The sequence below is a fragment of the Haloarcula salinisoli genome (assembly GCF_019599405.1).
GTDB classification, from domain to species: domain Archaea; phylum Halobacteriota; class Halobacteria; order Halobacteriales; family Haloarculaceae; genus Haloarcula; species Haloarcula salinisoli.
The window spans coordinates 1,297,107-1,309,504 of sequence record NZ_RKLQ01000001.1 but is presented as its reverse complement, the minus strand read 5'-3'; the positions used below and the strand labels follow the sequence as shown (position 1 = coordinate 1,309,504).

The following is a 12,398-nucleotide window of genomic DNA, read 5'->3' as shown; positions in this document are numbered from 1 at the left end:
TCCAGTGCTTACGTCGCCCGCCTTCCCGGAGCCTGCCGCCCCTTTCAGCCCCACCCAGGGCTGTTTGCGTAACCGGCTACGGGTGGGACTGAAAGGGGCCGAGCTAAGGACGAACCCCGGCGACGCAAGCACCGCAGGGAGCAAAGCGACCGAGGAGCACAGCGAGTCGCGGGAGTCCTTAGCTCGGGGGCTTTCTGGCGCCGAGTCTTCGTATAGACTGCAGTACCTCAGGCGGAGTACTGGCTCGTAGCAACTCATGCCGCAGTCCACATCAAAACTAATACAGAGGGGAAGATTTAGGCGGCCGACGCTCCGCTCTCCGGTATGGCCGACAACCGCGTGGTACAGGGGCGTATGCAGACCCCCGAGAGCCTCGCCGAACTCATCGAAGGCGAGAGCGTAATGGACGCAGAACCGATCGAAGACGCCGACCGGGAGTGCCCGGAGTGTGGCGAGAACGTGCTTGCTGTGGGCTACATGCCCACGGCGCTGGAGTTCGTCACGGGCTACAAGTGCCAGGAGTGCGACTGGTCGGAGACGGACCGAGAATAACGTCCCGCAATCGAAATCCCTTTAGTACTAATCGGCATACGACGGAGTGCGGGGTCGTGGCCTAGTCCGGGAAGGCGGCTGACTCCAGAGGCCACGCGCCAGGGACGACAATCCGAGGGCTGATATACTGAGCGACCGGCTGATCACCGGCCCGCGACGATGACCCTCTGGAGTTCCGAGGCGCTGGTTGGAGATATCAGCCGATCGGGGGTTCAAATCCCTCCGACCCCACTATTCTGTGCGCTCACAATTGGTGAGCGCACTGTATCGTTGACGAGGAGGGATTTGAACCACGCGAGACGAACGCAGTGAGTCTCGCAGTCGGGTGAAAATCCATCCGACCCTATTCTAGCGAAATGAAGACTCGTGAAAAGGACAGAATGCCGTGGCTCTGGGACAACCGGAGCTGGCGAAGAAGTGGGCCGACTACGGCCAGGGTGAGATTGTCAACGTGTACCCGCTGACCTATCGCGACGACCTGGACGACCTCGACCCCGAGTTCCAGGACGAGCAAGGCTTCGTCGACTGGTACCGCTTCGGAGTTCACGACCGCGGCGAAGAATGGGTACGCGACCGCACCCGCTCGCACGAGCTGATAGAGTTCGGTGACGACGGCCACGATATGGAATCTACAGCTGGCGCGTACCTCGGCAAGTACCTGAGTGCCACGTTTGGTTCCCTGCCTGATGCCAGCGATGTCGGACGCGGCGACGAGATTGCGATCACCGCTGTGAGTTCTTCGAATCGAACGACGGTCAGGAACGTCGGAACTACGCTGTACGTGCAGGGTGACGATGGATGGGCTACTCTCGCTCGTTCTCCAGCCGGCTGAACGACTACAAACAGCTCACCAAGATTCCGGCCAGGATGAGCATGGCGTTTTCGAACAGGGCCACAAGCCGACAGCGGACTGAACCGACCCACCAATCGGACCTCACCGCCTTTTATTTACCTCCCGCCATCTTGGAATGTATGGGGAATTGCCGAATCGGCGACAGTATCTGACGACGCTGGGGGCCGTTGGTGTCGCTGGTCTCGCCGGCTGTTCTCTGGGGGAGTTAGAGGCGGAGTTGGAAGATGATGGGGAAGAGAACACCACCGATGGGGAGGAAGCGACCAGCACCGAAGTGGGGGCCGAGACCTTCGAAGAGGATTTCGACTATTCCGGAGCAGAACTGGCGGACAACGGGTGGGACTTGGATGGTGCGTTCTCAATAGAGGCGAGTCGACTCACAGCGGAGAGGCGGTCGAACGACTTCGCGGCTACCTCGATTCAATCCGGATTCACCGGTGCGTGGCAGTTCAACGATGTCCAGAATAACGAGGGGGGACGGGGCCTCCGGTTCCAATTTCTCGTCGACCTACCCGAGGACAATCTGGATGCTAACGTGGACAAGTACACTCTCACAGTCAGACAGTTGCCCGATGGTATCGGGAAGGACTACGTCGATAACAACGTCGCACTTTTGCGAAACGAGGACGGGGAGGAGACGACGATGATCGAACCGGGCTACGACCACGACGGAGATGTCCACGATTACAGAATCGAGACCGACGGGGGCCAGTTTCGACTGTTCATCGACGGGGAGGAGGTCGGTGCGTTCGACGACGAGTCCGGACTCCACCAGGAGATTACGCACATACGGATACGAATGGACGGCCCAGAGCAGTACGTCGACGAAATAAAACAGGAGCGGTGACCTCTCAGGCCTTTCACACCAGACCAGTCGGAATAGCTGCGTTCGAGGCCCGCACTTCTATCACGGCGCCCTCCGACTTCGAATCGTGCCCGACGACCTCCCGAGTGACGTACACGCAGTCCTTTCCCAGCTCCTCGAGGAGACCGAGACGGCGATACAGGCCGGGGAGTTCGAGACCGCTCGACGGACCATCGAAACGGCCACGAGGGTCAGTCAGAACAAGCTCCCGGAGAGCGACCGCCGGGCGCAGTTACTGCATGGCTGTGGGGCGGTCACCGACGCGATAGCACCGGCGGACGGCGTCGACGCAGACGTCGCAGTCGAGTACGTGCGGGCGATGGCCCAGCGACTGCCGGAGTCGGGGTAGTCGGACGGTCACTGCGATTGAGAGGGGATTCTCGGCCGGCCAGTTCACCGCGGCGGCTCTATCTCGCTCTCCTTGCAGATGGTCACGAACTCCTCGAGGGGGACCATGGCGTCCGGCTCGATAGAGATGAACACCCCTTGCAGCGACCCGCGGACGAAGTGGAAACACATCGCTTCCTCGAAGCTGTGCATGGTGCAGTTGAGGTCGCCGACGCCGAAGACCTCCTCCAGATACTCGGTGCCCATCCCCTCCAGAATCAGCTCCCGGTGTATCTTCTCGAAGATACGGGGTTTGGCTTCGATATCCTCGCGCTCGTAGATTATCTCCCACTCTTTTTCCTCGTAGGTCGCCACGGCTCTGAGATTGTCGCCGACCTCGTTCTGGAGCGCTTCGAGGAGTGCCATACGGTAACATATAGACAAAGAAGGAATAAAAACACGGGTTTCCAGAGCGGTCCGTCAAAACCACCGAGAAGTAGCGTGACAGGCCGGGGAGACACACGTCTACACACTGTGTCGATGGGGTGTTCGGTGATTGTACAAATGCGAGCCGAGAAAATATGAGTTATCAGTCTGGAGGACACGCGTTCAGGTAGCGTGAGAGAAAGTATGTCAGGGAAATACGATCTGGTAATCGTCGGCGGGGGAATCAGCGGTGCATCGCTGCTGTACACGACCGCGAAGTTCACCGATATCGACTCCATCGCGCTCCTCGAGAAGGAAGAGGAGGTCGCGGCCATCAACTCCCATCACACGAACAACTCACAGACGCTGCATTTCGGCGACATCGAGACGAACTACACGCTCGAGAAAGCCGAGGAGGTCAAGGAGGGCGCCGAACTCCTGGCGGGCTATCTCGAAAATCACGACCCGGAGCGGGAGATGCACGCCAAGCGCTCGAAGATGGTGCTGGCAGTGGGCGAGGAAGAGGTCCCACAGCTCGAAGAGCGCTACCACGAGGAGGGCTTTGGCGACCTCTTCCCGAAGCTCCGACCAATAGGCCGCGACGAGATCGCGGACATCGAGCCGAAAGTCCTGGAGGGTCGGGAGCCCGACGTCGATATGCTCGCGCTCCAGACGCCCGACGGCTACGTCGTCGACTACGGACAGACGACGAAGTCCTTCGTCGAGCAGGCCGAACAGGAGGCGAACGTCGACGTCTACACCGGGACGGAGGTCACGGACATCACGCCGACGCTGGACGGCTACACCATCGAGACCGACGACGGCCGCTTCGACTGTGACGCGACCGTCGTCGCCGCCGGCTCCCACAGCCTCCAGATGGCAAAGGAGCTTGGCTACGGCGAAGACAAGGTCCTGCTCCCGGTCGCGGGCAGTTTCTTCCTGGCGGACGACCTGCTGAACGGGAAGGTCTACACCCTGCAGATGAAGAAGCTGCCCTTCGCGGCGGTCCACGGCGACGCCGACGTCCACGACGACTCTATCACGCGCTTTGGCCCGACGGCGAAGCTCGTCCCGGCCCTGGAGCGGGGCAACATCTCGACTGTCTCCGATTTCATCGACGTGTTCGGGTTGAACGCCGCATCGTTCCTCAGCTACGCCAACATCCTCTCGGATAAGGTGCTGTTGCCGTACGTCCTCCGGAACCTGCTCTATGACCTCCCGGAGGTCGGGCCGCGACAGTTCCTCCCGCACGTCCAGAAGGTCGTCCCGAGCGTCGAACTGGACGACATCGAGCGTGCGAAGGGGTACGGCGGCGTCCGCCCGCAGATCGTCGACACGAAAGCCAAATCGCTGGACATGGGCGAGGCGAAGATCGTCGGCGACGACGTCATCTTCAACATCACACCGTCGCCGGGTGCCTCGACGTGTCTCAAGAACGCCAAGCGGGACACCCACACCCTCCTAGAGTTCCTCGACGGCGAGTACGAGTTCGACGAGGAGGCCTTCCGGGAGGCCACCATCGGGCACTTCCCGTACGCCGACGACGCCGAGGCGCCCAGCGCCACGGGTTCGGACACCGTCGACGAAGTGCCAGCGACCGACGACTAACTCGTCGTCCCCCGCAGTCGGTCGCGGTGTAAGCGATAGATAACTATTCTCCTGGCCGGCGTATCCCGGCTGATGGCCAGCACAGAGACACGGCGCGTCGCCATCGCATGCCAGGGCGGTGGCAGTCACACCGCCTTCACCGCCGGCGTCCTCTCCGGTGTGATACGGCACAGTCCGGCCGACTACGACGTCACTGCCCTGAGTGGCACCTCCGGGGGCGCCGTCTGTGCGATGCTGGCCTGGCAGGGTCTCCGGCGATCCGACCCGGAGGCAGCCCTCGCTTCACTGTCGGGGTTCTGGGAGGATATCTCGGCCGAGACCGTCCTCGAACGGGGGCTCAACGCTGGGCTGGTGTTCGCGAACCGGTTCACCGACGAGTTCGGTTCGGTCGCGGTCAGTCCGTACTACAACCCGGCCTCGGACTTTGGCCGGGCCTATCTCCGGCGGCTGCTCGACCGCTACGTCGACATCGAGCAGTCAGTCACGGCCGGCGAGTCACCGGACCTCTACATCAGTGCCGTCGACGTGCTGAGCGGCCAGTTCACCGTCTTCGAGAACGGCGACGGCGGGCTGGACGCGGTCGTCGCCTCGGCGACCATCCCAAACATCTACGAGGCGACCGAAATCGACGGCGATTACTACTGGGACGGTCTCTTCGCCCAGAACCCACCGATTCGCCACTTCACGGCGGCCGACGACCCCGACGAGAAGCCAGACGAGATCTGGCTCGTCCGCATCAACCCCCGACGGACTCGGACGGTCCCACGGAGTATGAACGAGATTCTCGACCGCCGGAACGAACTCGCCGGGAACCTCTCGCTGGAGCAGGAGCTACACACCGTCGGGGTCATCAACCGCTTCATCGCGAACGACGTCATCACCGACGACCGGTACAAACGCATCGACGTCCGGGAAGTGACCCTCGACTGGGACCTGGATTACCACTCCAAGCTGGACCGGGACCCAGCGCTCATCGACGACCTGTTCGAGTACGGCCGGGAGCGGGCGTCGGAGCTCTGGACACCCCCGAGGGAACGCGACTGACGGAAGTAGTCGGCCAGAGTGTGCCCGGAACCGTCGATACGCCACGGGTTCGGCGGCAATACCTGTCGAAAAAGGAAAAGTTCATTAGAGGACCACGTAATCCCAACGTTGGGGGGCCTGGATGTGGCATAGTGCACCCAACCAGTACCCCCTGATACAACCGGCGAGCCTCGCGGCTACCCGGCGCGGCCGCGGACGGAGAGGTTTTCACAGACGACGTGTATCACCTTGCTATGGACGCCGCGCGACTGCCCGGCACCGCCCGCCCCGACCAGGTGGTCGCCCACGTCGATATGGACTGTTTCTACGCGGCCTGCGAACAGCGACGGGACCCCGACCTGGCCGGCGAGCCGCTGGTCGTCGGGATGGGCTACGAGGGCGGCGAGACCCACGGTGCCGTCGCCACGGCGAGCTACGAGGCCCGGGCCTACGGCGTCGAGTCCGCGATGGCCATCTCCGAGGCGCTCGAACGGCTCCCTCGGCGGGCCGACGCCGACGACGCCGCGGCAGACGAGGACGCCGAGGCGACGGGCATCTACCGGCCGGTCGATATGGACTACTACGAGTCGGTCGCTGCGGAGGTCAAGGAGATACTCCACGCCGAGAGCGACACCGTCCGGGAGGTCAGTATCGACGAGGCGTACCTCGATATCACCGACACTGTCGGCTGGGACGGCGTCGCCGAGTGGGCGAGCGAGCTGCGGGCGACAATCGAGTCCGAGGTTGGCGTCGTCGCCAGCGTCGGCGTCGCCCCGACCATGAGCGCCGCGAAGGTGGCCAGTGACCGGGAGAAGCCGGACGGACAGGTTGTCGTCGAGCCGGGCGAGGTACGGACGTTCTTCGCCGACCTGCCGGTCGAGGAGGTCCATGGTGTCGGCCCCGTGACCGCCCGTGAACTGGCCGAACTCGGTATCGAGACAGCTGGCGACCTCGCCGAGGCAGACCCGGAGGTCCTCGAGAACCGCTTTGGCGAGCGCGGCCGTGAGATACGCCGGTACGCCCGTGGGGAGGATACCAGGGAAGTGACGCCGCGTGGCGACCCAAAGAGCCTCTCACGCGAGTCCGCGTTCACCGAGGCCGTCGAGGCTACCGACGAGAAACGCCGGAAAGTCACCACGCTCGCCCAAGCCGTCGCGGATCGGGCGGGCCGCAAGGGCGCTCGCTACCAGACCGTCGGCATCAAAGTGGTCGAACCGCCGTTCGATATCAACACCCGCGCACGCTCGCTGCCGGGTCCCGTCGCCGACGCCGACCTCGTCGAGTCCATCGCGCTCGATTTACTGGGAGAGTTCGCCGACCGTCCGGTGCGGAAGCTTGGCGTCCGCGTCTCGAACCTGGACTTCTCGGCCGGCGAGCAGGCCAGCCTCACCGGGTTCGAGAGCGCGACTGGCGGGGGGACTGCTGAATCTGCCGCCGGGCCAGACCGCACAGAGCTGGAACCGGAGCCGACGGCAGACGGGCAGGCGAGTCTGACTGCCTTCGACGGTGACGGGACGGGCGCGAGCGAGGACGGGACGGACGCGAGCGACGACGCGACGCCAGAAACCGCCGGAGAGGTGGACACCTCTGAGCAGGACCCGGACGGGCAGGCGTCGCTGGGCGACTTCGGGTAGGCACTCAGAGCAAGCGGCCCGGCAGTCAGGAAACCCCGTTCTCCAGATTCTCCAGCAGCTTGCCCACGAACAGCCCCGCTCTCGGAGAGATTGTATCTTCCTCGGGGACCGTCGTCGGATGGGCCGCGAGCGTCTCGACGAACTGCGCGCTGTGTGTCATCGCCGACAGCATATCGACCACGTCGACGACGAGCCCCTCGTCGGAGGTGTCCATCTGTGGATACCGCTCTTTCTGACTCTCGGCGTAGGTGATAGTCCAGGCCGGACCGCCCACTGCGGTGACGATATCCTCCAGCGGGCCGACATCGAGCCGGCCCTCGGGCGTGCCGACGAACACGGTATCGTCCTCGACGAACGTCTCGTAGCGTGCCATACAGTCCCACTCCCGCGCTCGGGTCAACGGAGACACGCCACCAACATAGCCCTTGTCACGGCCCACCATACGGACGGTTGGAGGGTATGGACGCCAGCGACTCCCCAAATCGGCGTTTACCACCCGTTCGCGGCACCGAACGTATCGCCCCGCTGACGCTCGTCTGACGGAGAGTTATGGGGCCTGCACCGCTCTCTGTGGACAAGAACGCATGGCAGAGACTGAACACATCACCGTGGCCGACACGAGCGCCGGGCCCGGCGGGATGGAAGACCCCGGGCTGTCCGTCGACATCCCGGTGGTGGAGCTACTGACCGGCCGCGGGTTCATCACCGGCAAGTCCGGTTCGGGCAAATCCAACACCGCGAGCGTCGTCGCCGAGAAGCTACTTGACAACGGGTTTGGCCTCCTCATCGTCGACATCGACGGCGAGTACTACGGCCTCAAAGAGGAGTACGAGATTCTCCACGTCGGGGGCGACGAGGAGTGTGACATCCAGGTCACCGAAGAGCACGCCGGAAAAATCGCCTCGCTCGCGTTAGAACAGAACGTCCCAATCATCCTCGACGTCTCCTCGTTTCTCGACGAGGAGGAAGCAGAGAGCCTGCTGACCGAGGTCGCAAAACAGCTGTTCGCCAAGGCCAAAAAACAGAAACAGCCGTTCCTCATGCTGGTCGAAGAGTGTCACGAGTGGATTCCCGAGCAGGGCAGCATGGGCGAGGTCGGGAAGATGCTCATCAAGATCGGAAAGCGCGGCCGGAAACACGGCCTGGGCATCGTCGGCATCAGCCAGCGCCCGGCCGACGTGAAGAAAGACTACATTACCCAGTGTGACTGGCTGGTGTGGCATCGCTTGACGTGGAACAACGACACGAAGGTGGTCGGGCGCATCCTCGACAGCCAGTACGCCGACGCCGTCGAGGACTTAGACGACGGTGAGGCCTTTATGATGACCGACTGGGCCGAGCAGGTCCGTCGGGTGCAGTTCCACCGCAAGCAGACCTTCGACGCCGGCGCGACCCCCGGGCTGGACGACTTCGAGCGCCCCGAACTGAAATCCGTCAGCGAGGACCTCGTCTCCGAACTCGAGACGATAAGCGAGGAGAAACAGGCCACCGAGAGCCGTATCAAGGAACTACGCGAGGAACTGGACAAGAAGAACTCCCGCATCGCCGAGCTGGAGACCGAGCTCCAGGACGCCCGGGACCTCCAGCGGATGGCCGAGCAGTTCACCGACGCCCTGCTGGGCCACGTCGAGGGGGCGAATCCGGGCCGCACGGCGAAAGACGAGATGCGACGCACGCACGAGCGGTTCGCTGAACCCCAGCCAAAGGACAACGGCGACGGGACCGCGACGGCCAGCGACGAGACAGCCGACACCGACGCGGAGGACGACGCGCCTGATACGACCTCCGGGGGCGGCTTCGGCGACGCCTTCAGCGCGTTCGCCGACGACGACGTCGCGATGAACGGGGGGAGCGAGGCGAGCAACAGCGCCACAGCGAAGGGGGCCAGCGCCGACGGCGCGACGAAGAACGGTTCCGATACCCAGGACGAGACCCAGGGAAGCTCCGACGCGGCCCTGGAGGCGGCGCTCGCGGCCGTCGCCGAGGAGGAGACGCCGTCCGAGTCGGCTGGTGACGCGCAGTCCGCCGAACCAGAAACCGAAAAGCCCGCTGTGGTTCGGGACATCGAGGCCGACATCCGCGACCTGGACGAGAAGACCGAGCGGATGCTCGCTTACTACAAGGAACACGGCCCGGGAACGCCACTGAACGCCCACTTCTCCGCTGGCGGGTCGGGCGACCGGACAGCCGCCTACGCTCGGAACCGAACGCTTCGGCTCCGTGGACTCGTCGAGCACGTTGGTCGCGGGAAGTACGACTACCGGCTGTCGGCGCTGGTCCGCGAGGAGGGCGAGGGCATCGACGACGAGACGGCCACTGAGTACGCGTCACAGATAGAGCGGACCATCGTCGACGACGAGACGCGCTGACCGGTCGATTTCTCGAAGCCGGAGCTCCCCGTCGGTCGGCCCAAAGAAGTGTGGGTTTGCCAGGTCGACGGCGCCTCAGTTCAGCGGTTCGACGAGGTCTTCCAGGGCTGCACGCGGGTCGTCGGCCTTCGCGACGCCGCTTGCAAGCAGGACGCCGGTTGCGCCGAGGTCGCTGGCGGAGACGAGGTCCTCGCCGGTCGAGATGCCGGCGCCACAGAGCACGTCCACGTCGCCGTCCACGCGGGCGGCGGCGTCGACGGCGCCGGTGACGATGTCGGGGTCGGCCTTGCTGACTGGTGTGCCGGTGCCGATGAGTTCCGGCGGCTCGACGGCGACGGCGTCGGGACCGAGCGCCGCAGCGGCGCCGATCTGTTCGGGGTTGTTCGCACAGACGATGGTCTCCAGGTCCACGCGGTCGGCCGCGTCGAGCGACGCGTCGATGTCGGCCAGCTTGAGGCGGTTCTCGGAGTGGTTCAGCATGGTTCCGACGGCGCCGGCGTCGGCGACGGCCTCGGCGAGCGTGGAGCCGGTGTGGCTGCCGTGCTCGTTCGGGCTGACGTGCTGGGCCCAGGTCTCGACGCCGGTCTCGGCGACGGACTCGATGTTGGCTGCCTGGGGGGCGACGGCGACGCGGACGCCGGAGTCGTCGGCCACGTCGGCAGCGGCGGTGGCTACCTCTATCGGGTCACACGGGTACGCCTTGAGGTTGACAAGGACGAACATGGATGAAGACGCGAACGCCGGCGGGAAATAGATTGCGTGTTCCGGGTCCTGTCCCGTCCCGAAGCAGTGAGCATTAAGATACTGCGGCCTGTAGCAACCGAGAGACAAGCCGTGAGCTCAGGCGACGCCCCTCCGACCGTACTCATCGTCGAGGACGAACAGCACCTCGCGGACCTCTACACCGACTATCTTGCCGACAGTTACGACGTGCTGACCGCCTACAGCGGCGAGGAGGGCATCGACCGCCTCTCCGAGGACATCGACGTCGTCCTGCTGGACCGCCGGATGCCGGTCGTCTCGGGCAACGAGGTGCTGGCAGAGATCGAGGAGCGGTCACTGCCCTGCCGGGTGGCGATGGTGACTGCGGTCAACCCCGATTTCGACATCATCGAGATGGGCGTCGACGACTACCTCGTCAAGCCGGTCACCCGGGAGGAGCTCTCGGAGGTCGTCGAGCGCCTCCAGAAGATAGCCGCCTACAACGAACAGCTCCAGGCGCTGACCACCCGCAAGCTCAAGCGCAACGTCCTGCAGGTAGAGAAAACCCAGACGGAGCTGGAACGGAGCCAGCGGTACCGCGAGCTCCAGAACGAAATCGCGGAGATAGCCGAGCGCGTCGACGAGCTGGCTGCCGACCTAGACGTCGAAGAGAACGACCTGCGGCTCTAATCCTTTCGCTGGACGACGTCACCCAGCGTGTAGCTTCCGTCACTGGAGCCGCCCGACCACTCCTCGTCGTCGGCGCTTCCGCCGGCGCTCAGGTCGATACCCAGCGATTTCTCGATTTTCTTTCGCACGTCGTCGCTGGGCAGTGAGTTGCCCTGTTCGAGTTTCCGGATGAGGCTCGCCTTCTCGTTTAACTGCTGGGCCAGCTCTTTCTGGCTCAGCCCCTTGGACTCCCGGGCCGACCGTATCTGGTCGTCGAAGTCCTGCGCGATCTCGTCCATCTCGTCGAACATATCCCGCCGGCGACCGCCGCCCGAGGAACTCGACGAGGACGACGAGGACGACCCGCTGGAGCCGCTGGACCCGCTCGACGAGGTAGAGTACTTCGTCGACGTGGACGAGGAGGAGTCCTCGGTCTTGAGCTCGGTACCGAAGTCGGTACACTCGTCACAGACGTCGAGTTCGGCCCCCTCGATTTTGACGCGGCTCGGAGAGGAAACCTCCTTGCCACACATCTCGCACTGAACCATACGGCGAGCTTCGAGATGGTCCCGTATAAATGGTGCGCTGGGCCGGGACGGCTGTCAGTCGTCGGAATCGTCTGCGCGCTCGAACGGACGGTCGGCAGAGACGAGCAATAGCCACGCAGTAGCGGGACAGCTACGTCGGGTCGGCTCCGGTCATCCGGTGGACACCGTAGACAAAGCCGGCACCGATAATCAGGATGAGGACGGTGGGCCAGATATCGAAAAGGGACCGTATGAACAGGTCTTTCGGGCTATACAGCGACCGGGTCGCTCTCAGGTACTGCTGGAGGAAGAAGTACCCGAACGCACCGCCCATCCAGGGGATAGACGCGGCTGTCAGGAGGAGCCTGTGGCTGCGGTCGGCAGGCGCTCCCCGGTACGTATCACCGGCCCGATACAGTGGAATCGAGAGCAGCATCGCCAGGGGAAGGAACCCTATAGCGAGCATCATCGCGATGCCCTCTCCCAGAAAGCTAGTCGTCGCCTCCTGGACGCCCGCAGCCACGAACAGCACCACGAGTGCCAGCAATAGGCCGATGACGACCAACTGCTCACGGTGGTTCCGTGCGGCGCCGAGCGCAAACGCCAGTGACAGACCGCCAATGAACACGATACTGATGGCGACGTTCCAGTCGACGACGTTCTCGACGACGGCGACGATAGCGACGGCGCCCGCTACCGCGAAGACGACCACCGCAGGGGCCAGTCGAAATGCGACACCAACCCCTGGAAACGACTTCATGAACGTCGATGTGGCACCTGAAATAAATACCTTGTCTCGTCAGTGCCGTGTTCGCTCACCGTACTGCGGGCGGGGCAAACCAC

The 12,398-nt window shown here is 63.8% G+C and carries 13 protein-coding genes, 1 tRNA gene and 1 pseudogene; 10 read left to right on the top strand and 5 right to left on the bottom strand.

Annotation, left to right across the window (positions count from 1 at the left end):
- Nucleotides 1–324 precede the first annotated feature (324 nt).
- The 5 genes and pseudogenes from EGD98_RS06810 to EGD98_RS06790 all read left to right on the top strand — a co-directional run bounded on the left by EGD98_RS06810 (nt 325) and on the right by EGD98_RS06790 (nt 2,619).
- Nucleotides 325–552: a DUF5795 family protein gene (locus tag EGD98_RS06810; RefSeq protein WP_220587588.1), complete on the top strand. Its 228-nt coding sequence runs from the start codon at nt 325–327 to the stop codon at nt 550–552.
- Between the two features lie 50 nt (nt 553–602).
- Nucleotides 603–783: transfer RNA gene (locus tag EGD98_RS06805), tRNA-Trp, on the top strand.
- A gap of 122 nt (nt 784–905) precedes the next feature.
- Nucleotides 906–1,249: pseudogene (locus tag EGD98_RS06800) on the top strand (DUF8148 domain-containing protein); the annotation flags it as partial.
- A gap of 271 nt (nt 1,250–1,520) precedes the next feature.
- Nucleotides 1,521–2,252, top strand: coding sequence for a hypothetical protein (locus tag EGD98_RS06795; protein ID WP_220587587.1), 732 nt, complete (start codon nt 1,521–1,523; stop codon nt 2,250–2,252).
- Nucleotides 2,253–2,337: 85 nt separating this feature from the next.
- Nucleotides 2,338–2,619, top strand: coding sequence for a DUF8101 family protein (locus EGD98_RS06790; protein ID WP_220587586.1), 282 nt, complete (start codon nt 2,338–2,340; stop codon nt 2,617–2,619).
- A 44-nt stretch (nt 2,620–2,663) separates the two neighbouring features.
- On the opposite strand, the gene EGD98_RS06785 is transcribed toward EGD98_RS06790, so the two are convergent.
- Nucleotides 2,664–3,023: a DUF7522 family protein gene (locus tag EGD98_RS06785; protein WP_220587585.1), complete on the bottom strand. Its 360-nt coding sequence runs from the start codon at nt 3,021–3,023 to the stop codon at nt 2,664–2,666.
- A 204-nt stretch (nt 3,024–3,227) separates the two neighbouring features.
- Here EGD98_RS06785 and EGD98_RS06780 point away from each other — a divergent pair, with 204 nt between their 5' ends.
- The 3 genes from EGD98_RS06780 to dinB all read left to right on the top strand — a co-directional run bounded on the left by EGD98_RS06780 (nt 3,228) and on the right by dinB (nt 7,288).
- Nucleotides 3,228–4,631: an FAD-dependent oxidoreductase gene (locus EGD98_RS06780; RefSeq protein WP_220587584.1), complete on the top strand. Its 1,404-nt coding sequence runs from the start codon at nt 3,228–3,230 to the stop codon at nt 4,629–4,631.
- Nucleotides 4,632–4,703: 72 nt separating this feature from the next.
- Nucleotides 4,704–5,675, top strand: coding sequence for a patatin-like phospholipase family protein (locus EGD98_RS06775; protein WP_220587583.1), 972 nt, complete (start codon nt 4,704–4,706; stop codon nt 5,673–5,675).
- A 233-nt stretch (nt 5,676–5,908) separates the two neighbouring features.
- Entirely contained in the window at nt 5,909–7,288 is a 1,380-nt protein-coding gene (dinB, locus tag EGD98_RS06770) for a DNA polymerase IV (RefSeq protein ID WP_220587582.1), read from the top strand.
- A gap of 25 nt (nt 7,289–7,313) precedes the next feature.
- Here dinB and EGD98_RS06765 read toward each other — a convergent pair whose 3' ends face one another.
- Entirely contained in the window at nt 7,314–7,661 is a 348-nt protein-coding gene (locus EGD98_RS06765; protein WP_220587581.1) for a hypothetical protein, read from the bottom strand.
- Nucleotides 7,662–7,872: 211 nt separating this feature from the next.
- Between EGD98_RS06765 and EGD98_RS06760 the strand changes: the two genes are divergently transcribed.
- Entirely contained in the window at nt 7,873–9,657 is a 1,785-nt protein-coding gene (locus EGD98_RS06760; protein ID WP_220587580.1) for a helicase HerA domain-containing protein, read from the top strand.
- A gap of 75 nt (nt 9,658–9,732) precedes the next feature.
- On the opposite strand, the gene tpiA is transcribed toward EGD98_RS06760, so the two are convergent.
- The gene (gene tpiA, locus EGD98_RS06755) at nt 9,733–10,380 is read right to left on the bottom strand and encodes a triose-phosphate isomerase (RefSeq protein ID WP_220587579.1); all 648 of its coding nucleotides are present in this window, start codon (nt 10,378–10,380) and stop codon (nt 9,733–9,735) included.
- 111 nt (nt 10,381–10,491) lie between these two features.
- Between tpiA and EGD98_RS06750 the strand changes: the two genes are divergently transcribed.
- Complete coding sequence (locus tag EGD98_RS06750; RefSeq protein WP_328762241.1) at nt 10,492–11,049, top strand: response regulator transcription factor; 558 nt, start codon at nt 10,492–10,494, stop codon at nt 11,047–11,049.
- Here EGD98_RS06750 and EGD98_RS06745 read toward each other — a convergent pair.
- Together EGD98_RS06745 and EGD98_RS06740 are read right to left on the bottom strand one after the other, a co-directional pair.
- Entirely contained in the window at nt 11,046–11,576 is a 531-nt protein-coding gene (locus tag EGD98_RS06745; protein WP_220587577.1) for a multiprotein bridging factor aMBF1, read from the bottom strand. The two genes, EGD98_RS06750 and EGD98_RS06745, sit on opposite strands and share 4 nt — an antisense overlap.
- A 130-nt stretch (nt 11,577–11,706) precedes the next feature.
- Nucleotides 11,707–12,315 (bottom strand): hypothetical protein, encoded by a 609-nt coding sequence (locus tag EGD98_RS06740; protein ID WP_220587576.1) that lies wholly within the window; start codon nt 12,313–12,315, stop codon nt 11,707–11,709.
- Nucleotides 12,316–12,398 lie beyond the last annotated feature (83 nt).